General features: G+C 41.1%; 2 protein-coding genes. Both read left to right on the top strand.

Annotated features, from left to right (window positions below; translation table 11 throughout):
• Positions 1–157: 157 nt before the first annotated feature.
• Positions 158–331: an MIT C-terminal domain-containing protein gene (locus tag NSMM_RS08555; protein ID WP_218121053.1), complete on the top strand. Its 174-nt coding sequence runs from the start codon at positions 158–160 to the stop codon at positions 329–331.
• A 90-nt stretch (positions 332–421) separates the two neighbouring features.
• On the top strand, positions 422–751 hold the full coding sequence (locus tag NSMM_RS08550; protein ID WP_090286596.1) for a cupin domain-containing protein: 330 nt from the start codon (positions 422–424) through the stop codon (positions 749–751).
• Positions 752–1,077 lie beyond the last annotated feature (326 nt).

Here is a 1,077-nt window from a genome sequence, read left to right as displayed (position 1 = left end):
CGCACATAAACTGGATCTGTCCGGCGAGTCGATCAGAAAGAGCAAAAGAGATTTGACTAAACCCTCAAATCAGGAGTAAAAAACAACCCCCGCGTCGCTACGCTCCGACTGTCCAGTTTGCCGTGGACTGAGTGTCCAGTTTCCGTGGAATACGCACATGGTTCCGGATGAGGAGGTGATCATCCATCTGGTGATAACAAAAGACGAGTTCAAAGGCGAACAACAGAAAGAAAACTTCGAGAAGATGAAGGAGTCTACAAGCAGCGTGGGCGTGAATTTCACCTGGGAATTCGACGGCACCGGCACGATCCATGCCCGCCAATCCTGCTAATAAAGCTATAAACTTAGACTGCAAAAAGCGCCGTTACATTCTGCTTTTGTTGGGTAGGACCAATATACATAAACCTATTAGGAGATAGTCATGGCTACACATCACGCATCACCAGCTGAAATTGTTGACTTGGAAACCTGGGCGCAAGATATGCCTAATGAACAAACTAAAGTAATTGTAAAAACAGATGAAATGGAACTTGCTCGCCTTGTTATTCTAGCCGGTAAAGAATTTCCAACTCACAAAGTATCAGGACCAATTATTGTTCATTGCATAAATGGGAAAATAGAGTTTACTGCAATGGGCGAAATACAAGTGTTGATGCCTGGCCAATTATTGCATTTAATGCCTGATGAGCAGCATTCAGTTAAGGCAGTTGAAGACTCGGTTGTTTTACTCACGATAATCTTTAAAGCTTAAATCGTTAATACTATATCTAATGTGACTTTACGCTCAAATTCTTGCACCGTAAGCTAAAGATTAGGCACGGTAGAGTTATTGTCATAATGATATCCCGCTAGAATCATAGATAAACCATTAGATACTAAGATAATATTAAAATTCCACAATTAACGATGACATAGCCAGTAAAAAAGAAGTAAGAATATAAATATAAAAAGTAACTACTCACCCCATACTTTATGAGCTTCACCGGCCAACGCTATTTGAATAGCGACAAGTGGGTTATATCCCTTGTTGGCCATGGATTGCAGATAGCTTGAAATTCGGCAATAGGCATGTGCGTA

Origin of the sequence: Nitrosomonas mobilis, from assembly GCF_900103035.1 — a bacterium.
In the GTDB taxonomy this organism is placed as follows: Bacteria; Pseudomonadota; Gammaproteobacteria; order Burkholderiales; family Nitrosomonadaceae; genus Nitrosomonas; species Nitrosomonas mobilis.
The sequence above is the reverse complement of the archived record's forward strand: the minus strand, read 5'-3'. Positions and strand labels throughout refer to the sequence as shown.